The sequence below is a fragment of the Citrobacter sp. RHBSTW-00017 genome (genome assembly GCF_013797615.1).
GTDB lineage: Bacteria > Pseudomonadota > Gammaproteobacteria > Enterobacterales > Enterobacteriaceae > Citrobacter > Citrobacter braakii.
The window spans coordinates 4,647,642-4,671,240 of record NZ_CP056899.1 but is presented as its reverse complement, the minus strand read 5'-3'; the positions used below and the strand labels follow the sequence as shown (position 1 = coordinate 4,671,240).

The following is a 23,599-nucleotide window of genomic DNA, read 5'->3' as shown; positions in this document are numbered from 1 at the left end:
CCGGTTTATTGTGTTCTTAACCCCTGCCTGTAAACCTGGAGAACCACACGTGTTTCAAAAAGTTGACGCCTACGCTGGCGACCCGATTTTATCGCTCATGGAGCGTTTCAAAGACGATGCACGTAGCGACAAAGTGAACCTCAGCATCGGTCTGTACTACAACGAAGACGGCATTATTCCTCAGCTCAAAGCGGTGGCAGAAGCGGAAGCCCGACTGAATGCCAAACCGCATGGCGCTTCGCTGTATCTGCCGATGGAAGGTCTGAACACTTATCGCCATACTATTGCGCCGCTGTTGTTTGGCGCAGATCATCCGGTTCTCCAGCAGCAGCGCGTCGCAACGATTCAGACGCTGGGCGGCTCCGGTGCGCTAAAGGTTGGCGCAGACTTCCTGAAACGCTATTTCCCTGATTCTGGCGTGTGGGTCAGCGATCCGACCTGGGAAAACCACATCGCGATTTTTGAAGGTGCTGGATTCGAAGTAAGTACTTACCCCTGGTATGATAACACCACCAATGGCGTGCGTTTCAACGACCTGCTGGCCACGCTGAACACCTTACCGGCGCGCAGCATCGTACTGTTGCATCCATGCTGCCATAACCCGACGGGTGCGGATTTAACCCCCGCGCAGTGGGATGGTGTCATTGAGATCCTGAAAGCTCGCGATCTGATCCCGTTCCTGGATATTGCTTACCAGGGTTTCGGCGGTGGAATGGAAGACGATGCCTATGCGATCCGCGCCATTGCCAGCGCCGGATTGCCTGCACTGGTCAGCAATTCATTCTCGAAGATTTTCTCTTTGTACGGCGAGCGTGTCGGCGGACTTTCAGTGGTCTGTGAAGACGCTGATGCCGCCAGCCGCGTTCTGGGGCAGCTAAAAGCGACGGTGCGTCGTAACTATTCCAGCCCGCCAAACTTTGGTGCGCAGGTCGTGGCCGCAGTGTTGGGTGATGACGCGCTGAAAGCCAGTTGGCTGGCGGAAGTCGAAGAGATGCGTACCCGTATTCTGGCGATGCGCCAGGCGCTGGTTAACGTATTGAATGCGGAGATCCCTGGTCGTAACTTTGATTACCTGCTGCAACAGCGCGGGATGTTCAGCTATACCGGGCTCAGCGCTGCTCAGGTCGATCGCCTGCGCGATGAGTTCGGTGTGTACCTGATAGCCAGCGGTCGTATGTGCGTGGCCGGGTTGAATCACGGTAACGTGCAACGCGTGGCGAAGGCATTTGCCGCCGTCATGTAACCGGGTTTTTAGGCCTGATAAGCGTCGCGCCATCAGGCATTGTATTGCCGGATGGCGGTGTAATCACCTTATCCGGCCTACTTTCTTTCACCGTGCTATTGGTCTGTTTTCCAATGTGATCATGCTCTTTTTCCAGGACAAAACCAGAGAAAATCCTTCCTTTCCCTCCCCCTAAGGGGTAAGGTCAGATAGTTTTTTGACCAGTTGTTAATAAAAAAATGATAACTAACTGACTACTTAGGGAAAAATATGCGCAAGTTTACGTTGGCACTGAGTGCCGTTTGTTTATTGTTCACGCTAAATCAGCCGGCCCAGGCGTTAGTTTCCTCTCCCTCTCAGCTTAATCCAGGCACCAACGTTGCAAAACTCGCTGAGCAGGCACCCATTCACTGGGTCTCCGTGGCACAAATTGAAAACAGCCTGACCGGACGCCCGCCGATGGCCGTCGGGTTTGATATCGATGACACCGTCCTCTTTTCCAGCCCAGGCTTCTGGCGCGGAAAAAAAACGTATTCTCCGGACAGTGAGGATTACCTGAAAAATCCGGCCTTCTGGGAAAAAATGAACAATGGCTGGGACGAATTCAGCATTCCGAAAGAAGTGGCGCGTCAGTTGATTGATATGCATGTGCGTCGCGGCGACAGCATCTTTTTCGTAACCGGGCGTAGCCAGACGAAGACCGAAACGGTGTCGAAAACGCTGTCCGATAACTTTCACATCCCGGCCGGCAATATGAACCCGGTCATTTTTGCCGGTGATAAGCCGGGCCAGAATACGAAAACGCAGTGGCTGCAGGATAAAAATATCCGCATGTTCTACGGCGACTCTGATAATGACATTACCGCCGCCCGAGATGTGGGTATTCGCGGTATTCGTATTTTACGCGCTTCTAACTCCACTTATAAACCGTTACCACAGGCCGGCGCGTTTGGTGAAGAGGTGATCGTCAACTCGGAGTATTGAGGATGTTGCTTGCGGTTGTTGTTTTTTTAAACAAATTTGCGTTACCTGCTTTTACCTTTTGCGGACTTGCTGCACACTGAATAAAAGATGTTCTCATTAGGCAATATGCTGGTAAGGGGAATTAAGATGACAAATTCGGAGTTGCTGCAATACTGCATGGCAAAAATGGGCGCCGAGCAGAGCGTACACAGTGACTGGAAGGCCACACAAATCAAAGTCGAAGATGTGCTTTTTGCCATGGTAAAAGAGGTGGAAGAACGCCCGGCGGTGTCACTGAAAACCAGCCCGGAACTGGCAGAGTTGTTACGTCAGCAGCATAGCGATGTACGGCCAAGCCGGCATCTCAATAAGGCGCACTGGAGTACGGTGTATCTGGACGGCTCGCTGCCGGATTCGCAAATCTACTACCTGGTAGACGCCTCTTATCAGCAGGCCGTAAACACGCTGCCGGAAGATAAACGCCGGATACTGGCGCAGTCCTGATCTGTTTTCCGCAATGAGGCGCCAGCGCCTTATCCGGCCTACAAGCAATTATGCATATTTTGTAGGCCTGATAAGCGTAGCGCCATCGGCATGATTACAACAGTGGTTTGAGGAAACGGGCCGTGTGTGAGGCTTCACACTCAGCGACTGTTTCTGGTGTGCCTGAAACCAGAATTTCCCCGCCGCCGCTGCCGCCTTCCGGACCGAGATCGACAATCCAGTCAGCGGTTTTTATCACGTCCAGATTGTGCTCAATCACTACGATGGTGTTGCCCTGATCCCGGAGTTGATGCAGCACGTCCAGCAGTTGCTGAATATCCGCAAAATGCAGACCGGTGGTCGGTTCATCGAGAATATACAGCGTTTGCCCGGTACCGCGTTTGGACAGTTCACGCGCCAGCTTCACGCGCTGCGCTTCACCGCCCGAGAGCGTGGTGGCGGACTGACCCAGTCGGATGTACGTCAGACCCACGTCCATCAGCGTTTGCAGCTTACGCGCCAGCGCCGGAACGGCATCGAAGAACTCACGCGCCTCTTCAATCGTCATATCCAGCACTTCGTGGATAGTCTTGCCCTTGTACTTAATCTCCAGTGTTTCGCGGTTATAGCGTTTGCCTTTACACTGATCGCACGGCACGTAGATATCCGGTAAGAAGTGCATTTCGACTTTGATCACGCCGTCGCCCTGACAAGCTTCACAGCGTCCGCCGCGGACGTTAAAGCTGAAACGACCCGGAGTATAACCGCGCGCACGCGACTCCGGCACGCCGGCAAACAGTTCGCGCACTGGCGTAAACACGCCGGTGTAGGTTGCCGGGTTAGAGCGCGGCGTACGGCCAATCGGGCTTTGGTCAATGTCGATCACTTTGTCGAAATGTTCCAAGCCCTGAACATCACGATATGGCGCGGGTTCAGCCAGCGTGGCGCCGTTCAGCGCCGTCTGCGCAATCGGGAACAGCGTGTCGTTAATTAGCGTCGATTTACCCGAACCGGAAACACCGGTAATGCAGGTAAATAAACCAACCGGCAGCGTCAGCGTGACATCTTTCAGGTTGTTACCGCGCGCGCCGGTCAGCTTCAACACTTTTTCCGGGTCTGCCGCCACGCGCTGTTTCGGCACTTCAATCTTGCGCTTACCGCTCATGTACTGGCCGGTCAGCGACTCAGGCACGGCCATGATATCTTTTAGCGTACCTTCGGCAACCACCTGGCCGCCGTGAACGCCCGCGCCGGGGCCGATGTCGATGACGTGGTCAGCGGCGCGAATCGCGTCTTCATCGTGCTCAACCACAATGACGGTATTGCCCAGATTACGCAGGTGGATAAGCGTACCCAACAGACGCTCGTTATCGCGCTGATGCAGACCGATAGACGGTTCATCCAGCACGTACATTACGCCGACCAGACCTGCGCCGATCTGGCTTGCCAGACGAATACGCTGGGCTTCGCCGCCGGAGAGCGTTTCTGCTGAACGCGACAGCGTCAGATAGTTGAGGCCGACGTTGACCAGGAACTTCAGACGATCGCCAATCTCTTTGAGAATTTTCTCTGCAATCTTCGCTCTCTGACCCGCAAGCTTCAGGTTGTTGAAGAAATCCATGGCGTGACCGATGCTCATGTCGGAAATCGCGGGCAGCGGCGTATTTTCGACAAATACGTGGCGGGCTTCCCGGCGTAAACGCGTCCCCTCACAGCTGGCGCACGGTCGGTTGCTAATGAACTTGGCTAATTCTTCACGTACCGCGCTGGATTCCGTCTCTTTATAACGGCGCTCCATATTGTGCAATACGCCTTCGAACGGATGGCGGCGTACGGATGTATCGCCGCGATCGTTCATGTATTTAAATTCGATATTCTCTTTGCCGGAACCGTACAGCACCACTTTATGCACGGCAGGGTTCAGGCTGGCCCATGGGGCTTCGACGTCGAATTTATAGTGTTCCGCCAGTGACTTAAGCATCTGGAAGTAATAGAAGTTACGGCGATCCCAGCCGCGGATAGCACCACCGGCCAGCGACAGTTCCGGATTTTGGATCACCCGGTCAGGATCGAAATACTGCTGCACGCCGAGACCGTCACAGGTCGGGCATGCACCCGCTGGGTTATTGAACGAGAACAGACGTGGTTCCAGCTCGCGCATGCTGTAGCCGCAGATCGGACAGGCGAAGTTGGCGGAGAACAGCAACTCTTCCGCTTTCGGATCGTCCATATCGGCGACCACCGCCGTACCACCGGACAGTTCCAGCGCGGTTTCAAAGGATTCAGCCAGTCGCTGGGTGAGATCGTCGCGTACTTTAAAGCGGTCAATCACCACTTCAATAGTGTGTTTCTTTTGCAGTTCAAGCTTGGGCGGATCGGAAAGGTCGCACACTTCACCGTCGATACGGGCGCGGATATAGCCCTGGCCTGCCAGGTTTTCCAGCGTTTTAGTATGCTCGCCTTTACGCTCTTTAATCACCGGCGCCAGCAGCATCAGACGTTTGCCTTCCGGCTGCGACAGAACGTTGTCCACCATCTGGCTAACGGTCTGGGCCGCCAGGGGAACATCGTGATCCGGGCAGCGCGGTTCGCCAACGCGGGCAAACAGCAGACGCAGATAGTCGTGAATTTCGGTAATCGTACCTACCGTGGATCGCGGGTTGTGGGATGTCGATTTTTGTTCAATTGAGATGGCGGGAGACAGCCCCTCAATGTGGTCGACATCCGGCTTTTCCATCAGCGACAGAAACTGACGCGCGTACGCGGAAAGGGATTCAACGTAACGACGCTGCCCTTCGGCATACAAGGTGTCGAAAGCGAGCGAAGATTTGCCTGAGCCCGAAAGCCCGGTGACGACAATCAGCTTGTCGCGCGGGATGACGAGGTTGATGTTTTTGAGATTATGGGTGCGGGCGCCCCGAACTTCGATCTTATCCATTCATCTTTCCCGGATTAAACGCTTTTTTGCCTGGCTGCATGGTGCTACCGGCGATCACAAACGGTTAATTATGACACAACCTGACCTGAATGGATATACAGTATTGGAATGCAAAACGCAGATGCCTGTGCAACAATGTCTGTCTGGGGTTGTTTACTGGAATCGATCTCGCAACGTAGTAAAAGCGCTATTGGAAATGCTACAATCCCGCGCTTACACTTATTCAGTAACGTTTTTCAGGAGACACGATCATGGCCAGCAGAGGCGTAAACAAGGTGATTCTCGTCGGTAATCTGGGCCAGGACCCGGAAGTACGCTATATGCCGAATGGTGGCGCAGTTGCCAACATTACGCTGGCTACTTCCGAATCCTGGCGTGATAAAGCGACCGGCGAAATGAAAGAGCAGACTGAATGGCACCGTGTGGTGCTGTTCGGCAAACTGGCGGAAGTTGCCAGCGAATATCTGCGTAAAGGTTCCCAGGTCTATATCGAAGGTCAGCTGCGTACCCGCAAATGGACCGATCAATCCGGCGTAGAAAAGTACACCACTGAAGTTGTGGTTAACGTTGGCGGCACCATGCAAATGTTGGGCGGTCGTCAGGGTGGTGGGGCTCCGGCAGGTGGCGGCCAGCAGCAGGGGGGTTGGGGTCAGCCTCAGCAGCCGCAAGGTGGCAATCAGTTCAGCGGCGGCGCGCAGTCTCGCCCGCAGCAGCAGTCGGCTCCGGCAGCGCCGTCTAATGAGCCGCCGATGGATTTCGACGACGATATTCCGTTCTAGAGTTGACCTGAGAGTTATTTGTAAAGAATAAATACACAGCCCCCTGTTAATTCAGGGGTTTTTTATTTATTGAGCTTGGAAAATCGTCAAGCATTAATTGACAATCTTTGGTGCATCGTTCACCTTGCAATTATGTAAAGTTTGTTGGTTGTGTGCGCATGAAGAAACTCTACGGGGTTACAAAATTTGTTATGGATAGTGGTGAGCGCTACTGCATGGTGGTGGATCGTTCTTCTGGCCTTCCCCTGTATTACCCCACTCTGTTTCTAACAACTCAAATCCGCAATAGAGGGGATGCTTTTTCAACGATGTTGGCGGCGGCTAGCAACCTTGTTATGTTGTTAAGCTTTGTAGAGAGTCGAGACATTGACCTTGAGCAGCGGTTTTTGACCAAGGACTTCTTCAGACCACATGAGCTGGACGATCTGCGAGATTTTGCTCAGTGCAAACAAGGAAAGAGGCCATTAATAGCGTCCTCTACCCCTTGGTTGGCAGATGTGATGACCGATACCGTTGATAACGGGACACAGCATTCCCGGCTGACAACGTTTGCCAACTATTTACACTGGTATGCGATGCATATCTTAAAGACGGCAGAACTGGAAGTTGTCGAACAGATCAATGCTATGGCGCAGCAAATAAAGACGCGCCGACCGTCTAAAAAGCACAGAAGCAGTGAGTTGCAAGACAGGTCATTGAGTGATGTTCAATTGGATTCGCTATTTGAAGTCATCCAGCCTGGATCGGAGTCAAATCCTTTCTCAATAGATGTGCAGCGCCGGAATCGGCTGATGATCTTGCTTCTGTTTTATCTTGGTATTCGAGGTGGTGAATTATTGAATATCAGAATACAGGATGTTGATTTTAGTACTAACAGGATCCGTATCGTTAGGCGAGCAGATGAGCGGGTTGACTCTAGAACCAATCAGCCTAATGCTAAAACCAGAGAACGGCTCTTACCGTTGGCTGAATCCTTAGTTCAAGAACTGCATAGTTATATCATTCAAGACCGCCGGAAAGTCCGAAATGCGAAGAAAAATGACTACCTGTTTGTAACTTACAAGCCAGGGCCAACTGTGGGAAATCCTATCTCCAAAGGGGGATACCACAAAATTTTTTCTGTGGTCAGGACTGTATCACCGCAGTTGTATGCAGCGACAGGGCACTCGCTCCGTCACACCTGGAATCGCAAGTTTTCAGAAAGAATGGATGCCATGGATGAGCAAGTCAGCGAGGAACGCCAAGAACAACTCCGTTCGTATTTAATGGGCTGGAGGGATGGCTCAGGAACCGCAGCGACTTACAACAAACGCTTCATTCGGCAAAAAGGTTTTGAGGCCGCTCTGGCATTACAAGAAGGTAGCGGCACCCGCTTGCCAGAGGACATGAAGAATGATGACGAATAACTCCTTATCTGCATTAGCATCCGAGCAAATCCGTGCTAGCGCCAATGGCTACTCTTTTCTGCTGTATGACACATCGTGGACATTGGATAGAAATATCACTATTAACCTTGCTGATATTCACTATTACTTGCCAGATGGGTCGCTAGATGGCTGCCTGCGGACACTGGCGTTTTATGCTTCCAATCGTTCTTCTTCTCATACAAAAAATATTTTTGAACGGTTTCAGCACATGCTGCGAAAGACTGGCGCGAGAGAAATTACTGATATTGTATTGATTAATTATCGGTCGATGCTGTCGCCTGCAACAGAATGGTATCTGGCAACTATCCGTGGCTTTCTTCGATCCTGGCACGAACTGGGCTATCCCGGCATCAGTAAGGAGGTGATCCGATTGCTAGATGGCTGGACGCTAAAGGGTAATCGTAAGGGGGATGCGGTTAAGCGCATGGATCCTCGAGAGGGGCCTCTGACGGATAATGAGCTGACAGCAGTTAATGAGGGGGCTATTCGGGCTTATGAAAAGAGCTTAATTACGATAGCTGAGTTGGCTATGACACTTTGTATCAGTCATACGGGACGTCGTCCCATCCAAATATCGTTACTTCGTGTGGTCGATGTCCTTTGTGGCAAAAATGGTAAAGGAGAACCCTTCTATGTGTTGAATGTGCCGCGAGCTAAACAGCGCAGCAGCACTTTTCGAACAAACTTCAAGCCCTTCGCGATATCACTTGAACTATGGGCTATCCTGAATGCTCAGGCAAGGAATGCAATTGCACTGGTTGAGAAGCGTCTGGGGTTTGAATTGCAGGAAGATGATCGGCAGCAAATTCCTCTGTTTCCGGATCTTAATGTGTTAGCTGCCGTCCAATCTCCTTATGAATTCCGCCAACTGCTTGCTACCGACAAACTCCACATCCCCGCAGCAGAGATAACTTACACACTTCAGTACATCGTAGAAAAGTCCGATATCCGGTCGGAACGAACCGGTGAGCTATTGCATATCAATGCTCGTCGTTTTCGTTATACCACGGGCACACGAGCTGCCCGGGAAGGCTTTGGCGAGTTGGTGATTGCGGAACTGCTTGACCATACGGACACCCAAAACGCAGGCGTTTACATTAAGAATATCCCCGAACATGTGAAAAAGCTTGATGAGGCGGTTGGCTTCCAGTTGGCACCATACGCTCAGGCCTTTGTCGGGGTACTTGTCGATTCAGAGAGGGACGCGCATCGAGGTAACGATCCTACCAGTCGTATTCGGACCGAGATGGGCCAGGGTGTTGGTACTTGTGGAGAACATGGCTTTTGTGGTGCCAATATTCCTATTCCTTGCTACACCTGCATGCATTTCCAGCCTTGGCTGGATGGCCCACATGAGGAGGTCTATGAGGGTCTGCTCAACGAGCGTGAACGGGTGAAAGAGATAACTGGCGACATACAGATTGCTGCCGTACTTGATCGCAGCATTATCGCTGTGGCAGATGTGATCATACGTTGTGTAAAACGTCGCGAAGAGCTTAGTCCACAGGGGGAAATAACCAATGGCTGAGCTTTTCCTGTTCAAGCCAAAGGCTACACTGGCAGCAGCAGAAAACCTTGAAGCATTCATATCCAAGTGCCGAGATCAATTGACTGTATTCGGTTCTGATCTAAATTGGGAAGATGCTGTTTGGCCAAACATAACTGTGTTTTCCAAGTTAGGTATTATTACGCGAAAGCCCATGCAGGGAGAGGTACAAAACCCTGAGTTCATTGATTTCGCCAAAGCCTATTTCCGTTACCAGCAGGGGCATCATCCCACGGGGACAAAGAATGAAAGTAAGGCTCTCCGTTCGGTCGAAGCGGCTTTGCTTCAAGTAAACGGGAACGCAAATATTGATGGCATATCGATTTCTGTCCTGGACGAAGCAGCTGAATTGGCAAGGCAGCACTACTCCGATGGTTCAGCATATCATTGCGGCCGTGAGATTGAGCGGCTGGCTAAGTTTTTAACTGAAAACCAGCTTGTATCAAGTGCTATGCAAAATTGGGTCAATCCAATTAAGCGTGTAGAGGACAAGAACAAAACAGGCCGAGAGGCGAAGAAAAATAGGGAAGAGAAACTTCCGAGTGATATTGCTCTTAATGCGTTGGCGGAAATTTTTGCCAATGACCCAATTCATGAGCGAGACATATTTACAACATCGGTTTTTGCCATGTTGATGTCAGCACCTTCACGCATTACTGAAGTGTTAGCTCTGCCTGTGGATTGCGAGGTGTGTGAAACGGATCGTGAAGGGATAGAACGCTATGGCTGGCGTTTTTTCTCAGGAAAAGGCTACGAGGGCGATATCAAATGGATACCAACGGTGATGGTCTCAGTTGCTAAAACAGCCATCGCCAGAGCGAAAAAGTTGTCAGAGGATGCCCGTCAGCTGGCCAAGTGGATTGAGAAACACCCGAATAAGTTTTACCGACATGCTAGCTGCCCCGATATCGCTGATGATGAGCCATTGACGATGGAGCAGGCTTGTATGGCGCTAGGTTTCGCACATGACTCAAAAAAGACGTGTAGGTCGTCTCTTGGTAATCGACGTTTAGCTAAAGAAGATTATGTACATACGTTAAACAGCCTGTGGCAGCATACTATGGCGCGTTTGCCCGTTGACTTTCCGTGGTTTGATAAAGACAAGGAAATTAAGTACAGCAATGCCTTGTTTGCACTAAATGCTAATCAGCTCCACGGAAACCGAGGATGCCTACCGGTTGAATTACATAAGCCAACCAATAACTTCTGCAACAATGATCTGGTGCCTCGTGAGGCTCTGGATGGAAAACATGCCAGCATCTTTGATCGCCATGGTTATCGTGCTGAAAACGGAGAACGGGTTAAAATGACCTCGCATCAGGCACGGCACCTGCTCAACACCATTGCCCAGCGCGGCGGACTGTCAAACCTGGAAATTGCCAAGTGGTCAGGGCGGGCCGATGTTAAGCAGAATCGAACTTACAACCACATGACCGAATACGAGCTGGTTGGTATGGCTGAACGCCTAGACCCCACAAAAGCGCTATTTGGGCCTGTCGGCGAGGTGGCAAAGCATTTGCCCGTGACTATGCAGGAATTCAATACATTAGAGCATTCCTCAGTCCATGTGACGGAGTATGGCTACTGTGTACATGACTACACCATGAGCCCCTGTGAGAAGTTCCGAGATTGCGTCAATTGTATTGAGCAGGTTTGTATCAAGGGCGATGATACAGAAAAATTAGATCGAATTAAAAGACGGCTGGTGAAGTCGGAACGATTGTTTTCGCTTGCCGAAACGGCTGTGGCAAGCGGCGAGATGGGGGCTGATCGCTGGTATCAGTACCACAAGAAAACCGTCACCAGACTTCGGGAGTTAGTCGCTATTTTAGAAGAGCCAGATATTGAAAATGGTGCGCAGATTAAGCTTCGGGGCAATGATTTCAGTCAGCTTCGGCGTGTTGCAGAAAAGAAGTCCATTGAGTCCATTGAGCAGAAAGGAAAAGCAAGCGAAGAAGCTGTGATGTTAGATGATTTGACAACTTTTCTAGGAGGTGGTTTTGGCTAAACATCTGAATAATAGAGATATTGATTCCATCGTGAACCTAATTCGAGGATGGCAAGAACCAAAATTGTCTTGGTTAGCAATCTGTGAGGCGGCAGAGCCATTGGTAGGAAAGTTACCATCAAGGCAATCCCTTAATGCACATGAGGCAATAGTGACTGCCTATCAAACAAAAAAAGAGGCGCTGAAAGGCAGGGGCCGCAAAAATCCGCGCCCAGCTAGTTTGAATATTGCAGCCGCCAGGATTGTGAATCTTGGAAGTGAAATCGAAGAGCTTAAAGAAGAAAACCGGAGGTACAAACAGCAGTTTGTAATCTGGCAATACAATGCATACAAACATGGAATGACAGAACATCAACTTAATGCATCGTTGACAAAGATTGACCGTGAGCGTACTGACGGAGAAAAAAGATAGTTATTGAGTTTGTAGTGGCCATAATTAGTTGACTACTACAACCGGACGATATTTAAAAGTGAGTCGTTCTATTTACAGTGCTATCTCTGGTACGGTCTGAGGTCGCTATTGCATCTGCATTAAAAGCGGCCCCTTTAGCGGGCAGAGCATTGCGCGCTGTGGTACATATGAAAAACAGAAGAACACTGTTTCTCTTCAAGTCAAGTATCAGCTATAAAATAAGGGCTAACAACTCTCCGGTCATCGATATATATATTCATGTGATTTTTAGCGCGCGAAAATGCAACGAACATTAATCTTTTTGCGATGCTTTCTGAGTATTCAGCACCCTTTTCAACCGCCGAAGAATGGGGAACAACTTGATCATGATATCCAATAGATATTACATAATCGTATTCTTCACCCTTACAACCATGTATTGTTGTCACTTTCACAACGTTAGCCTCTTTATTTATTATTTTTCGTATTGAAATTATGTCAGCCTTTACTGGAAAAGCTGAAAGATTGGACTGACAGATCAAATAATCAGAATTTATTTTTGGAGAATGAGGTAAAGCAGATAAAAGGAACTCATAAAAATCTTTTAACCAAAGAATAAAAACAGTTCGCTTTGTATTGAATTGCTTTACTGCTTTTTTCAAGTCACTACAAGATAAACCATCAAATTCAGGAAGTTTGTCTTTTATAGAAATGCATAACGCATGTCTGGCTCTGTAATTATTAACTGACACATCAAGCAACACAAGACGAACAAGATCATTATAAATGGTATCTTTCAATGTATACAAAGGATTGGTTGAATAAAAATCAAATACAAACTCATTTGAACGTTCATAAATACTATTGATAAGATCATTTAAGTAATATCTATTCGGACCTATTATAGCCAAACTCTCAACACTACCTTTAGACTTATTATATGCCTCAATAAGATTCATCACCCTACCGGCCAAATCAGTTTGCAACGTGTGTCTAATAATAGGTGACTTACCTAAATCCTCACGGATAGATTCTATATTCGATTTCGAATAAGAATATTTTTTATAGTAATCTACTAATGATTTTGTAGATCTGTAACATCCCGTAAGTTGCCTTACCTCCAACTCATCGAGTTTGAGTATTTTCTTAATACTAACTTCATCTTTTATAGACACACCAAGATCTTGATATATAGCTTGATCATTATCACCCACAACAAGAACTATTGTTTTATTATATCTTGTAATAAATGAAAGAACTTCCAACTGGATATAACTAGTGTCCTGAGACTCATCCAAGTAAATATAACCTATAAGTTTCGATAAATACTCTGCGATCTTCTCGTTTTGAGTCAAAAATTCCAGGCTAAGAGTTAATATGTCGTTAAAATCTATGAGGCTTGCATCTATCTTATTTTTTTCATATTCCTCACACACTATTGCCTCGTTTTTTTGAGCATCAATTATTTTTTCAGGCTCATTTAATAAACAAAATGGCTCAACATGAGGATCACCATATTCATCCCATTTAAATTTTAATCTTGTACTGGGGAATTTTTCCTTCTCAATCTTACGTATTAAGTCACGATGTTCACGCTCAGATATTAACCTTACTCCATCTTTTGTTCTAGCCATTGCCCCCGCATATTTTCTTACCACCCACTCGAGTAAAAATGAATGTATTGTTCCACACCAAACTCTATCATTTAGAATGTTTTGGTTATCTAATCGTAAATTTATTTCATCGGCGGCAGCATTAGTATGTGTAAGAACTATATGCCACTTAAACCCTGAGTCACACCTAATATTATCGCCAAGCATACCCAAAAGAAACTTAGTTTTCCCTGCGCCTGGGCAAGCAGAGACAAAAAGATTTTTTTTGATCTTTAATAATTCTTTTTTTTCATCGTCCATTATTACGCCTCCATTAAAAGATGCACTAAAGGATCATTGCTATAGTGTCCTTTGAAAATATCCAAAACTGGTTCTATATTGTCAACAATATATTCAAGGCTATCATCTGAGAAAGCCACTTCGATTATATTATCACCTAAAGTTTTAGTGTAATAATCACACCTATATTTAATCACTCTTGCGAGAGTTAACTTATTAAAATCGCTGGTAAATCCAAGTGCTTTACACAAAGCCATAGGGATAGGGAAATTGTGGTCAAGTTTCTCAACAACTTTCATTGCAAACCAACCTTTCTTATGTTTATTTGCCAATTTTAAAGCAAAGGAACCAATTTTCGTATCGTCAGAAGATTGGAAAGCATCTAAGTAAGGAGTTAAATAAAAATCTTTTTCGAACGATTCTCGTGCTATTATCTCAAAATATTTTTTTGAACCGCTTAGAGCTAAATCAATTTCAAAGGTATGTTTTGTAAAATATGCTTTGAGAAGATTATTATTTGCAGTTAATAACTTTAACGCCTCAACTCTCTCTTTCCCTGATTTTTCTGAGGAAATGGCATCATCATACATTACCTGAGTGATGTACTCCGGTTTATCTTCGTTATAGATATTAATATCATCATCCGTGAGTATTGCGCATTTTTTAGTTATTCTCGATGGATGAAAAAGCGATGAGAGTAATTCAAACCCGGTTCCTCTCACAGAAATAAGAGATACTCCTAACTCATCCAGTGTTACACCGAAAGAGTTTTTTACTAAATGAGGTATTAGAATTTCCTCTGCATCCCCCTCAATTAATATCACATTTTTAGCAAATAAAATATCTGTACGTATCGCATCAAGAAAACGCTCTATCTTATTGATCGTTGGTTCATCGAGGCCTGAGGAAGGAGAACAAGCTTGAGTGTATCCAAGTTTTTTCACCAAAACATTAGTTGATGATATATTAGAGACTGATGAGATGTGTGTTGAATGCGTGGAAATAAAAACTTGAGTTTTTTTGTTTTTTAAATTACTGAAAAGTGTTTTTTGAATATGAGTATGAATATGCGATTCAGGTTCTTCTATGATCAGGAAGTTTGACAATAGATTCTTACTCACCCCTTCTTCATACTCATACAATTTAAGAGCAAGATATATTAAATTAGCTCCACCCAAGCTCATTTCGGATAAATCAGCCGTGTACCCATCACTCAACGAATCTCCTGCTTTGAGCTGTAAAACCTTCACAAGATCTTTGACGTCACTAGGAAGTTCTGATGAAATATTTACTAAGGGGGAATAAGTAGAGCCGACAGCATTAGTAATGGATGTTAGAATACCTGTAGAAAGCTTTCTAACCTCTGATATTGTTGATATCTTATTATTTACGTCTATAATATTACTTGTGAGCTCTTCATCATTTGAAATATCTTTAGAGATGAAATCCAATAGTTTTTGGAATGGATTGAATCTATTATTTTTTAACTCACTAACAACATCCCTCAGCGCCCTTGCGTATGTGCAACTAATATGGTCTAGTAAATTATATCCACGCTGCCTATTTCCTAATAAATCTATATATTCTACAGAAGGATTTGGGAAAATGAAGTTTGAAAAATCACCAGCAATCCTGACATATTCATTTTCATCGGAGAAATCACAGGTTCCTTGATAAACAGTCCAGGCCTCGTAGGTCGTTTTATCAATAATATATTCCTTTAGCAACTTATCATATGCCTCTCTCCTTTTTTGCAAGTCTGCAATAGATGATAAATTAAAAAGTTTCTCTCTAATATGGAATTGAGGTCGATATATGTATGTTACTCGACCTGTACCACCCGCATCAACTGTCGTATTTAATTGACATAAAATTTCAGACTCCTCATCTCCAGAAATGTCACCTAACTCCAAACTGATTAATATCCATTGACCAAAAACCGGCAAACATCCTCTGTGAAAATCTCTTTCAGTAAGGAATCTTTTATAATATGGGAGAGAATCATCTAGTATTAATCTCATAGCCTCAAAAACATTTGTTTTACCTGATGAGTTCTCTCCAACTATCGTATTCACACATTCCTTCTTAAAGTTCAACTTCGTACTTTGAAAATTTCTAAAATTACGTATTGATAAGTTTTTAATATACATTTATTAATTCTTCTGGTTAATTTTATTCGAATGCCATTGCATTATATCTATTCGGCTTTCGATATAATTAGCATGGTTATATATTCTGCGGATACTATTTCTATCAACATGAGCAAACTGTAACTCTATCCAAATACGGTTGAACCCTGCTTCATGCAATACTGTTGAAAAAGTATGTCGAAACCCATGGCCGGTAGGTCGTCCACCATAACCTATTCGCTTGATTAGTTGATTAATGCTCGCTTCACTCATCGATTTGTTCGGATCATTCCGCCTCGGAAAAACATAACGATAGTTCCCTGCCATCATTTTGAGTTCATTGAGTAAATCTAACGCTTGAGTCGATAAAGGCACAAGGTGTAGCCTGCGCATTTTTATCCTTTCAGCAGGAAGCGTTACCTAAATAGCTGCGCCTAATACCGCTACACTTTTGCCTGACCATGTTTTCCTCCGGGGAATGGGCTGGCGGTTTCCATAAAATGGCGGACCTTTTTCAGTAACTGCCACATTGAGCGGCACTGATGATTACGGGTTATCGTGTCATGAAGTGCCTGCCATAGCTGTTCCACATGATTCACCCACGGCGAGTAAACCGGCTGGTAAATTACCCTGAACTTGGGATTTGCTTTCAACCAGCGCTGTGTTTCGCGGCTTTTATGGATAATGTAGTTATCAACGATCAGCGTGATTGTTTTCGCCCGCCGGTAAGTGGCTTTCAGGTGCTTCAGCAGAGCGATAAACAGCGCTGAACTTTTGCTGTTGCCGCCCACGTAGCTGACTTTACCCGTGCCACTGTGCAGTGCGCCGGCCAGATAGTATTTTTCGTTCTGCCCCGGCGTCACTACCCGTTTCTGCTGTCCGCGCAACTGCCAGTCCGCACCGATTTTAGGATTAAGGTGGATATCCACTTCATCTTCATAAAATACCGGATGCTCTGCGCTGCATTCATCCAGCGCTTTGTGGATTACCGCCATCTTTTCATCTTTATGTGGGTCACGGATACGCAGAGTTGGCGCGGCCCTGCGCCATACAAGCCCCGCAGATGGCAACCAGCGGCGAACGGTTCCTGCATGTAACTGGCAACCGGTTATCTCATTGATTTTTATTGCCAGTAATTCGGTGCTCCAGCGTGAACGTTGATAACCAAAATCGCCGGGAGAATGCTTTATCAGCTCACGTAACAGGGTGCAGATATGTTCAAAAGGCCAGCGTCGGGAGCGCCCTGCGGGTAAGGATTTCAGGCCTTCAATACCTGAGTGCGTAAACCAGTTAATCCAGCGACCAACGGATGAACGGGCACAACAGAGAGTTCTGGCAACATCGCTGACCCGTTCACCCCGATGAAGCATCAGCATGGCCGTGAGTCTGCGGGCATGATTTTTATCACGCGTTTTATGAATAGCTTTCTGCATCAGGCGTCGTTCGCCACGGGGTATTGGTACTATGATCGGCATCGCTCAGTCCGGTTGGTGATTTTGGTTGGTTTGGCGATTGATCAGATCGCACAATCCGGGCTGAGTTCCCTTTCAGTGATCTACTATTCCGCGCAGCTATTTAGATCAAATTCCGACCATAATGCAGCACGTAATTCGATGGTTCTTACACCCGTAATCATCAGTAACCTTGGCTGTTCTGGCAACCATCTTTGACGCTTATTTTATACAAAGCTGACATCAATCAGACTGTAAGTACCCCGCTACAGCACATCAACGTCTGGTATTCAGTTTTAGTTAAAAATATATTTTAATCAATGATATGTGAGCATTATTGTACGGATGTGCTCAAGAGGGATCCTATATGACTTTTAGTCCAGTGATTCAGCTCACTGCTACACTTGCAGGATTATCGAAACTCTGTATGCGGATACCCATGAGGGGGCTATAATGGTTCTTATTATTGAAAAATGGAGGAGCAGCCCGATGGTTAGAGTCCCGGAGTTTGGTATGAAAAAATTTGGCTTAGGTGCAAATGATGTTATTGATATTAAAGACCAATATGGTTGCATCATCATTGGCCATACGGAACTGAAAATGTATTCCTTGGATACTCTCTTGGAAGGAATTTCCGCAGTTAATCTTCACCCAAAAATTGGCTTCGGTTTACCAACAGGTAAAGAGCAGCTCTGATTTTTTTTCACGCTGTTCCGAAAGGTTTTTATGTTCTTCCAACCTGCTGAAAATTTAGAAGGAGGGGCAGAGAATCCAGCGCTGAGTGTTGTCGGTGATTGTCATCATGCATTAATCATTTTATGTACAATAACATTGAACCGCGTTCATTCAGATATTCGTAGCGAAATCTTCGTTAAAGCTCTCAATATACATATTATGTGTTGGCTTACCGGGATGCTTATAATTTAATTAACTACTTTATCTGTAATGGTATTTTTCTCTCAAGACTCGATATTTTCCTTCTAATCTACAGCGGAAGTTTCTTGAAATACCTTGGTGTACGCTGGTTCATTCGAGACCCATTCTCGCTCACCTCGCGTAATGAAATCTGCGATAGCGGATTCAATGACGTCACGGCTCAAAACATCAACATCAACGATAATCTGCAAACCAATACCATTTGCATAGCCGGGTAGGATACGATAACCACTGTGAACTACTGGTGGGTTTTCTCGGGCTATTTCCTGTTCTCGCTTCTCAATATATTCCATCCATGTCAGCCCTGCGAATTCGGAGAGTGCTGGTTTATTGCACAAATCACAGAACCGTTCGCCATCATCCAGCATCGACCATGCTTCATTGAATGCGATTGATTCGACTCTATCACTAAATTCTACACTGGCCGTAATTATCTCCGCATTCCAGAAAACCGCAGAGTCTCTTCCCAAGAAAAGTATGTCGCTCCACTTCCAGTTTCCGCATGCAAATGCCTCATCTATATCGCACTCGTCATAGAATATACCACCACAGCGATGCCGTTCACGGTGGATAAGGTTTTTGATTTCTCGGGTTTTAGCGCGGCGTTTACGGCGCGAAAGGGAGGTGAATACTCTGTTTTTCCGCTTCATGTGTGCTAACTCCGCGTTTTTTCGCTGGAAAAAGCCCAGCCGGGTAGAATACATGTTTAATTAGGGCAACGGAAGTTTTATCCCGAAGAACGATTGCTTTATCTGTAAAAGGCAATTTATTCAATAAATTAATTGAGGCGGTGCTGTAATTATAGGCACTTTCTGTCCTCACGACGAGGTCTGCTCGAAGGGCCTTAGGCTGACACTACCGAGATGACTATCAAGACAAATCATGATTAATGTTAGTTAAAAAATAACACCTGATACCTGCACATAAAGCAAACAATTTTTCTATACACCGACAAATTTTATTGATATACAAATATCAAATATATTAATAATTGTAACGCGAGGTGTCTATGTCAGGCTCTGGTGGGGGTAGCTTTGGCGGCCAGTTCGGTCAGGATGATTTTGAAGTGACCTGTGAAAAACTTACGATTGATACTCAGCTAAGTTCGCCCGATCCGCAGGTCGTAGCGCAGCTGTCAGTCGGCGTGATTATGGGGATTATGCAAATCAATTCAAACGGAACTCTGCTAACGGTTGCTATGCACAACGGTTTGCAGGCTGGGGGTATCGCTTCTCCCTACATCCAGCGCCTCCGTGACTGTATGAGTAATGGTACAACCTACGTTGCCAAAGTAACCGCCATTAATGGTGGTCAGGTCAGGGTCAGTGTGTACGCGATATGAGCAACAGCAAAACGTTCAGTACGGAGATCATCACTATTGCAGGCGGTACATATCATGAAATTAGCCTTCATCCAGGAAATCACCAGGTTTACGGTTCAGCGGGAAGGGCGGCATCAGCACTGGCAACGCTCGGTGTAAACGTTGATTTGTACACCTACGCTGATGAAATAGTCAATTCGGTTCTTCGAGAACGCGCCTGTTTTGAAAACTTCACGCTTCATACGAATGAAGTACGTGAATCCGTCATATTCCATTATGAGCATGGGCTGGCGGAACCTCGAATTTTCAATTACCCGGACACCCCTTACCCGGTCATTACAGTGAAAGCGCCCTGTGTTCTACGCTATGGAATGCTGGAGGGATCCGCTGTAATAGACGCGGAATACGCAGTATATGACCCCCAGAATGTGACCAACCCGGAGCCATTCACAGCAAACGGATCCAGAGCAAAGCACCTCGCTTTGATCCTTAACCGCTATGAGGCGAAGTCCCTCAGTGGCCAGCGCGAATTATCCGACAGAGAGCATGCAGAGTTTCTTTACGAAAGCGGTCATGCCGAAGTCATCATTATCAAGCAGGGCCCAGCTGGTGCACTCATCTGCGATAAAGGTAACATATCCTATATCCCTGCCTATGAGACAAGTCGGGTCAACAAAATTGGCTCTGGTGACGCATTCGTAGCCTATTTTTCCCGTGAGTGGATGCTGAACAAAAAAACAGCCCACGATGCTGCGAATTACGCCTCACTTGCTACCGCATGTTACTGCGAAAGTGGGCTTTTTCCTTCAGCAGAAGGGCTGGCTGCTTTCAGTCCCAGCCCCATCAAGCTTTCTCAGGCGTTTATTGAGGGTGGCAACAGAAAAGTCTATCTGGCTGGCCCCTTCTTTACCTTGGCACAGCTCTGGCTTGTTGAGCAAGCGCGACGGAACCTGAGCGATCTTGGGCTGGACGTTTTTTCCCCCTATCACATGGTTGGACACGGACCCGCAGAAGAAGTAGTCGAAAAGGATCTTGATGCGATACGGCAGGCCGACATCGTTTTTGCAATAGGCGATGCGCTCGACTCCGGCACCATCTATGAAGTCGGTTACGCGCGGGCGCTAGGCACTCCGGTGGTGTTCTATGCCGAGAACGAATCGGAAGAGGATCAGAAAATGATGGAAGGATCAGGATGTATCTTGAGCAAAGATTACGTCACAGCAATTTATAAAACGCTCTGGGTGGCCGCTCAAAAATGAAAACCGCACTCTTACTTTCTGGCGGAATGGACTCCATTGCTATTGCCTGGTGGAAACGCCCGGATATAGCACTGACACTCGACTACGGTCAGCAAGCCGCCAATGCCGAAATTAAAGCTGCCACTGCCACCTGTGAGACCCTTGGAATTGAGCATCACATTATACGCATTGACTGCCGTTCGCTGGGATCAGGAGATATGGCTGGTACCGCTACGGATCCGAATGCACCATCGAGCGATTGGTGGCCGTATCGTAACCAGATGCTCATCTCTCTGGCGGCCATGAAGGCAATAACGCTTGGCGTCACGCACCTGTGGATCGGCACAGTGAAGTCAGATGAAACGCATCTAGATGGTACTATAGGCTTCATCAGCAGAATCAGTGAGCTTATGTCGTTTCAGGAAGGAGGCATGGTTGTCGAAGCTCCGGCAATTACGTTATCAACCTCTGAGCTGATCAGAATTTCAGATGTTACGCCAGGTGGCCTCGCTTGGGCCCATAGCTGCCATAAGGCAAACATCCCATGCGGCAACTGCCGGGGGTGCAATAAGTATTTTCAGGTTCTGGATGATGTCGGATATGACTTGGACCGTTCCCGCTAGTCCTGTTCCCCGTGAACAGCCACTCAGCTATCAACCCGTTAACTGGCCCGCCGGAGATCCGTTTTTTCTGCCGCCTCCTTCGGAGAATGCAGTGCTTCCCGGATTGAATGACGTGATCGAAACCCGTAGAACACAGCGAAACTTCAGCCACGTCAGTCAGGTCCAGCTATCTCACTGGCTATGGCTAACCGGCAGAGTGATGGCTGTGGGACATTCAGGCTATGGCTTTCCACTAACTCAACGCCCCGTGCCCTCCGCCGGGGCCATACATCCTATTCACATTGTTCTTTCCCTCCCTGAACGGGATGGGTGGCAGCTGTATCTGCCTGACATGCATGCGCTGGCACCGCTTCGGATCCCTGAGCAGACCCGATTCGAAATACGCGATGAGCTTTTGCCGGTAATTGATATCCAGAGCGGAATTATTGTCAGACTTATCGCTGAGCCAGGAAAAACGTCAGCAAAATATTCAGATGCTGATAGCCTTGTTTGGCGCGATTCCGGTGTTCTTGTAGGGCAGATGGCGCTTGTTGCCGAAGCGCTGGAATGCAATTTTTGCCCGCTGGGCATTACAGGCCATGACTGGTGCTCCGGATTAAAACTGGAAGGTCGTCTGGCTGGTACCGGACTGGCGGTTTTTGGCTCGCGATGAACGGGGGCGCAATTTCGCAAGAGGCTGGCCGCGCATGTTTTCGATAAGACTGAACACTGTACTGGAAGAGGCCTGCATTTCATACCAGATAAGCGCATCCAGCTCAGATGCTTTTACGCCCATAGCTTCACTGAACTTCAGAAAGATTTGTTCCAGCTTCAGGTAGTCACGTTCAACAGTAAGGTCTCCCGGGAAAAAACCTGCAAGTAGTCCCGCCCTCAGGATGTGAATGTCCAGAATAGCGACATCATCCGCACAGAGCCAGTTACGTGCTATCCATGATGCCGTTTTATGACCAATACCGGGAATGGAGGTCAGCCAGTCTCTGAGAGCACGGCCCGAATCCGTCGGCGGCATCTCTACATCCAGCCTGTTTAGCGCAACCGAGAGATAGCGCGATTTTTGCCGAGCGAAGCGGTAACGTACTGATTTTTTACCAGTTTTAATGGGCTCTGATAGCCATTCGTAAAGAGTGGCTTCAGATGGTGGCTGAGCATCAAACGCACCGCAATCCTTCAGCTTATTGAATGCGGCAAGGCCTATCGCAGCTGGTATGCCGTGTCCACCCAGCAGGCAGGCACCCACTTCCTCTTTGAGCGTTCGCCCAAGCTTGTAATTGACGGCGTTGACTTCCAGACGACGGGCGAGTATTTGATAGGCCCAGTACGCTGGCGATGGGAACGCCTCAATTCTTCCCCACTGAACACCCGGGAGGATATCCTGTTCCGGAGCCGGAAAGTCAAGATTGATAATTGTCGGTCCAATGAAGACCGCTCCGCGCTGTGTCATACAGCCTCCAGACCATAAGTTGCGTTCAGCCAGTTGATCAGTTCGTTGCGCTCTGCGGGTTCCATTCGTTCTATGCGGTCATAAAGCCGAGTGCGTCTGCGGGCCAGAGTCTGTCTTTCCCGATAACTGCTGCCCATGTATCGCGCGTCATGCAACCTGTCAGGAACATCAAAGTTCATCCATACGCATTCTTCACGCACGTTCGTATGAGTCTTGGCGTTAAATCGCTCGCAGCGCCATCCGCTGAGCATTTCGTCATAGATAGTATTTCCGTAACCGGATATCATGACCATGCAGGGCAACTTGGCAAGCACTTGCAGCAGCCGGCGATGATCGTCATCTGAATATTCATGACGATAGATTTTGCTACGTTTACGCGTGCTATGAACATAGGGTGGGTCGGCGTAAACTAGCTCACTACCCTGATACGGAAACGTACTGAGATACGCTATAGCGTCATCCTGAATGAGTTCGCAGGGAATATCCCCGCCGCGCCATACATCAATAACCTGTTGATCAATATCGATTCCAATATTACGGGCTGCGGGCCGTTTGTTGCGCATCACAGCTCCTCCACCAAGGTGGGTTTCAATATATGTCTCATGCACTGGCATCAGGTTGATGAGTCTCTGATAGCACTTGCCTTTACCACCGGGATATCTCATGCACTAATCATCGTCATTTCTGACGATGATGTCAATTTCAATCGATATTGGTGTTCGCGCTCCTTTACTACAAAGTACATAATCAATAACCTGATAGTTCGTTTTTTATAAACTCTATTGCAGAGCTGTTCACACTAACGCATAGC

Annotated in this window: 20 protein-coding genes and 2 pseudogenes; 13 read left to right on the top strand and 9 right to left on the bottom strand. The window is 47.1% G+C overall.

Annotated features, from left to right (window positions below; genetic code table 11):
• Window positions 1-49 precede the first annotated feature (49 nt).
• From tyrB to HV037_RS22545, 3 genes are all read left to right on the top strand, one after another.
• The gene (tyrB, locus tag HV037_RS22555; protein ID WP_103284322.1) at window positions 50-1,243 is read left to right on the top strand and encodes an aromatic amino acid transaminase; all 1,194 of its coding nucleotides are present in this window, start codon (window positions 50-52) and stop codon (window positions 1,241-1,243) included.
• A 249-nt stretch (window positions 1,244-1,492) separates the two neighbouring features.
• Entirely contained in the window at window positions 1,493-2,206 is a 714-nt protein-coding gene (gene aphA, locus HV037_RS22550) for an acid phosphatase AphA (RefSeq protein ID WP_003826615.1), read from the top strand.
• 126 nt (window positions 2,207-2,332) lie between these two features.
• On the top strand, window positions 2,333-2,689 hold the full coding sequence (locus tag HV037_RS22545; RefSeq protein ID WP_016155357.1) for an MmcQ/YjbR family DNA-binding protein: 357 nt from the start codon (window positions 2,333-2,335) through the stop codon (window positions 2,687-2,689).
• Between the two features lie 94 nt (window positions 2,690-2,783).
• On the opposite strand, the gene uvrA is transcribed toward HV037_RS22545, so the two are convergent.
• Window positions 2,784-5,606: an excinuclease ABC subunit UvrA gene (gene uvrA, locus HV037_RS22540; RefSeq protein ID WP_016155358.1), complete on the bottom strand. Its 2,823-nt coding sequence runs from the start codon at window positions 5,604-5,606 to the stop codon at window positions 2,784-2,786.
• Between the two features lie 251 nt (window positions 5,607-5,857).
• On the opposite strand from uvrA, the gene ssb1 reads away from it, so the two are divergent.
• From ssb1 to HV037_RS22515, 5 genes are all read left to right on the top strand, one after another.
• Window positions 5,858-6,385: a single-stranded DNA-binding protein SSB1 gene (ssb1, locus tag HV037_RS22535; protein WP_016155359.1), complete on the top strand. Its 528-nt coding sequence runs from the start codon at window positions 5,858-5,860 to the stop codon at window positions 6,383-6,385.
• A gap of 158 nt (window positions 6,386-6,543) precedes the next feature.
• Window positions 6,544-7,791: a site-specific integrase gene (locus HV037_RS22530; RefSeq protein ID WP_048216965.1), complete on the top strand. Its 1,248-nt coding sequence runs from the start codon at window positions 6,544-6,546 to the stop codon at window positions 7,789-7,791.
• Window positions 7,781-9,340 carry a site-specific integrase gene (locus HV037_RS22525; protein ID WP_096150258.1) on the top strand — a complete coding sequence of 520 codons (1,560 nt, stop codon included), beginning with the start codon at window positions 7,781-7,783 and terminating at the stop codon, window positions 9,338-9,340. Before HV037_RS22530 ends, HV037_RS22525 begins: the two co-directional genes overlap by 11 nt.
• Window positions 9,333-11,366: an integrase gene (locus HV037_RS22520; RefSeq protein WP_048216963.1), complete on the top strand. Its 2,034-nt coding sequence runs from the start codon at window positions 9,333-9,335 to the stop codon at window positions 11,364-11,366. Before HV037_RS22525 ends, HV037_RS22520 begins: the two co-directional genes overlap by 8 nt.
• On the top strand, window positions 11,359-11,778 hold the full coding sequence (locus tag HV037_RS22515) for a hypothetical protein (protein ID WP_048216962.1): 420 nt from the start codon (window positions 11,359-11,361) through the stop codon (window positions 11,776-11,778). Before HV037_RS22520 ends, HV037_RS22515 begins: the two co-directional genes overlap by 8 nt.
• Before the next feature lie 200 nt (window positions 11,779-11,978).
• Here the strand turns inward: HV037_RS22515 and HV037_RS22510 are convergent, their stop codons facing one another.
• The 5 genes and pseudogenes from HV037_RS22510 to HV037_RS24730 all read right to left on the bottom strand — a co-directional run.
• Window positions 11,979-13,670: an ATP-dependent helicase gene (locus HV037_RS22510; RefSeq protein WP_059347290.1), complete on the bottom strand. Its 1,692-nt coding sequence runs from the start codon at window positions 13,668-13,670 to the stop codon at window positions 11,979-11,981.
• Between the two features lie 2 nt (window positions 13,671-13,672).
• Window positions 13,673-15,799, bottom strand: coding sequence for an AAA family ATPase (locus HV037_RS22505; protein WP_059347289.1), 2,127 nt, complete (start codon window positions 15,797-15,799; stop codon window positions 13,673-13,675).
• 3 nt (window positions 15,800-15,802) lie between these two features.
• A pseudogene (locus HV037_RS22500) lies at window positions 15,803-16,186 on the bottom strand (site-specific integrase); the annotation flags it as partial.
• A gap of 35 nt (window positions 16,187-16,221) precedes the next feature.
• Window positions 16,222-17,253, bottom strand: a complete 1,032-nt coding sequence (locus tag HV037_RS22495; protein ID WP_001752311.1) for an IS630-like element ISEc33 family transposase — start codon at window positions 17,251-17,253, stop codon at window positions 16,222-16,224.
• 101 nt (window positions 17,254-17,354) lie between these two features.
• A pseudogene (locus HV037_RS24730) lies at window positions 17,355-17,423 on the bottom strand (hypothetical protein); the annotation flags it as partial.
• 259 nt (window positions 17,424-17,682) lie between these two features.
• Between HV037_RS24730 and HV037_RS22490 the strand changes: the two are divergent.
• The gene (locus HV037_RS22490; RefSeq protein ID WP_048216959.1) at window positions 17,683-17,925 is read left to right on the top strand and encodes a hypothetical protein; all 243 of its coding nucleotides are present in this window, start codon (window positions 17,683-17,685) and stop codon (window positions 17,923-17,925) included.
• 284 nt (window positions 17,926-18,209) lie between these two features.
• Here HV037_RS22490 and HV037_RS22485 read toward each other — a convergent pair whose 3' ends face one another.
• Complete coding sequence (locus HV037_RS22485; protein ID WP_048216958.1) at window positions 18,210-18,815, bottom strand: hypothetical protein; 606 nt, start codon at window positions 18,813-18,815, stop codon at window positions 18,210-18,212.
• Between the two features lie 359 nt (window positions 18,816-19,174).
• Between HV037_RS22485 and HV037_RS22480 the strand changes: the two genes are divergently transcribed.
• Genes HV037_RS22480 through HV037_RS22465 form a run of 4 tightly spaced genes read left to right on the top strand, consistent with a single transcriptional unit; the run spans window position 19,175 to window position 21,999 of the window.
• Entirely contained in the window at window positions 19,175-19,507 is a 333-nt protein-coding gene (locus tag HV037_RS22480) for a hypothetical protein (RefSeq protein ID WP_048216957.1), read from the top strand.
• Window positions 19,504-20,745: a PfkB family carbohydrate kinase gene (locus tag HV037_RS22475; protein ID WP_081051438.1), complete on the top strand. Its 1,242-nt coding sequence runs from the start codon at window positions 19,504-19,506 to the stop codon at window positions 20,743-20,745. The genes HV037_RS22480 and HV037_RS22475 overlap by 4 nt, the downstream gene beginning before the upstream one ends.
• Window positions 20,742-21,347 (top strand): 7-cyano-7-deazaguanine synthase, encoded by a 606-nt coding sequence (locus HV037_RS22470; RefSeq protein ID WP_048216956.1) that lies wholly within the window; start codon window positions 20,742-20,744, stop codon window positions 21,345-21,347. Before HV037_RS22475 ends, HV037_RS22470 begins: the two co-directional genes overlap by 4 nt.
• Window positions 21,325-21,999 carry a dehydrogenase gene (locus HV037_RS22465; RefSeq protein ID WP_223862018.1) on the top strand — a complete coding sequence of 225 codons (675 nt, stop codon included), beginning with the start codon at window positions 21,325-21,327 and terminating at the stop codon, window positions 21,997-21,999. Before HV037_RS22470 ends, HV037_RS22465 begins: the two co-directional genes overlap by 23 nt.
• On the opposite strand, the gene HV037_RS22460 is transcribed toward HV037_RS22465, so the two are convergent.
• Window positions 21,943-22,788: an 8-oxoguanine DNA glycosylase gene (locus HV037_RS22460; RefSeq protein ID WP_048216955.1), complete on the bottom strand. Its 846-nt coding sequence runs from the start codon at window positions 22,786-22,788 to the stop codon at window positions 21,943-21,945. The two genes, HV037_RS22465 and HV037_RS22460, sit on opposite strands and share 57 nt — an antisense overlap.
• Window positions 22,785-23,351 carry a DNA adenine methylase gene (locus tag HV037_RS22455; RefSeq protein ID WP_081051437.1) on the bottom strand — a complete coding sequence of 189 codons (567 nt, stop codon included), beginning with the start codon at window positions 23,349-23,351 and terminating at the stop codon, window positions 22,785-22,787. The genes HV037_RS22460 and HV037_RS22455 overlap by 4 nt, the downstream gene beginning before the upstream one ends.
• Between the last annotated feature and the right edge of the window lie 248 nt (window positions 23,352-23,599).

What these genes read in the sequence shown, in the direction of transcription:
- HV037_RS22520 (WP_048216963.1), top strand. Translation starts at nt 9,333, where the DNA reads ATGGCTGAGCTTTTCCTGTTCAAGCCAAAGGCTACACTGGCAGCAGCA.
- ssb1 (WP_016155359.1), top strand. Translation starts at nt 5,858, where the DNA reads ATGGCCAGCAGAGGCGTAAACAAGGTGATTCTCGTCGGTAATCTGGGC.
- HV037_RS22510 (WP_059347290.1), bottom strand. Translation starts at nt 13,670, where the DNA reads ATGGACGATGAAAAAAAAGAATTATTAAAGATCAAAAAAAATCTTTTT.
- HV037_RS22460 (WP_048216955.1), bottom strand. Translation starts at nt 22,788, where the DNA reads ATGACACAGCGCGGAGCGGTCTTCATTGGACCGACAATTATCAATCTT.
- aphA (WP_003826615.1), top strand. Translation starts at nt 1,493, where the DNA reads ATGCGCAAGTTTACGTTGGCACTGAGTGCCGTTTGTTTATTGTTCACG.
- HV037_RS22480 (WP_048216957.1), top strand. Translation starts at nt 19,175, where the DNA reads ATGTCAGGCTCTGGTGGGGGTAGCTTTGGCGGCCAGTTCGGTCAGGAT.
- HV037_RS22490 (WP_048216959.1), top strand. Translation starts at nt 17,683, where the DNA reads ATGGTTCTTATTATTGAAAAATGGAGGAGCAGCCCGATGGTTAGAGTC.
- HV037_RS22525 (WP_096150258.1), top strand. Translation starts at nt 7,781, where the DNA reads ATGACGAATAACTCCTTATCTGCATTAGCATCCGAGCAAATCCGTGCT.
- HV037_RS22475 (WP_081051438.1), top strand. Translation starts at nt 19,504, where the DNA reads ATGAGCAACAGCAAAACGTTCAGTACGGAGATCATCACTATTGCAGGC.
- HV037_RS22455 (WP_081051437.1), bottom strand. Translation starts at nt 23,351, where the DNA reads ATGCGCAACAAACGGCCCGCAGCCCGTAATATTGGAATCGATATTGAT.
- HV037_RS22485 (WP_048216958.1), bottom strand. Translation starts at nt 18,815, where the DNA reads ATGAAGCGGAAAAACAGAGTATTCACCTCCCTTTCGCGCCGTAAACGC.
- HV037_RS22495 (WP_001752311.1), bottom strand. Translation starts at nt 17,253, where the DNA reads ATGCCGATCATAGTACCAATACCCCGTGGCGAACGACGCCTGATGCAG.
- HV037_RS22470 (WP_048216956.1), top strand. Translation starts at nt 20,742, where the DNA reads ATGAAAACCGCACTCTTACTTTCTGGCGGAATGGACTCCATTGCTATT.
- uvrA (WP_016155358.1), bottom strand. Translation starts at nt 5,606, where the DNA reads ATGGATAAGATCGAAGTTCGGGGCGCCCGCACCCATAATCTCAAAAAC.
- HV037_RS22530 (WP_048216965.1), top strand. Translation starts at nt 6,544, where the DNA reads ATGAAGAAACTCTACGGGGTTACAAAATTTGTTATGGATAGTGGTGAG.
- HV037_RS22505 (WP_059347289.1), bottom strand. Translation starts at nt 15,799, where the DNA reads ATGTATATTAAAAACTTATCAATACGTAATTTTAGAAATTTTCAAAGT.
- HV037_RS22545 (WP_016155357.1), top strand. Translation starts at nt 2,333, where the DNA reads ATGACAAATTCGGAGTTGCTGCAATACTGCATGGCAAAAATGGGCGCC.
- HV037_RS22465 (WP_223862018.1), top strand. Translation starts at nt 21,325, where the DNA reads ATGACTTGGACCGTTCCCGCTAGTCCTGTTCCCCGTGAACAGCCACTC.